Origin of the sequence: Tolypothrix sp. VBCCA 56010 (assembly GCF_050875635.1) — a bacterium.
Lineage (GTDB): Bacteria > Cyanobacteriota > Cyanobacteriia > Cyanobacteriales > Nostocaceae > Hassallia.
In genome coordinates, this window is the sequence record NZ_JBPAOH010000529.1 from 1 (window position 1) to 231 (window position 231).

The following is a 231-nucleotide window of genomic DNA, read 5'->3' on the forward strand; positions in this document are numbered from 1 at the left end:
GTGCTGCAACAATGTTGTAGGTTTCTTCTTCTTGACCGAATTTGTAACCGTAGTTTTGTGATTCGGTTTCGGTGGTTTCACGCACCAACGAAGAAGTTACTAGTGAACCGTGCATTGCAGAGAACAAACTTCCGCCGAATACACCAGCTACACCTAATTGGTGGAAGGGGTGCATCAAGATGTTGTGTTCTGCTTGGAACACAATCATGAAGTTGAAGGTTCCGGAGATAC

General features: G+C 45.0%; 1 pseudogene. It reads right to left on the reverse strand.

What is annotated here, in order from left to right:
- A pseudogene (locus tag AABK37_RS42220) lies at window positions 1–231 on the reverse strand (photosystem II q(b) protein); the annotation flags it as partial.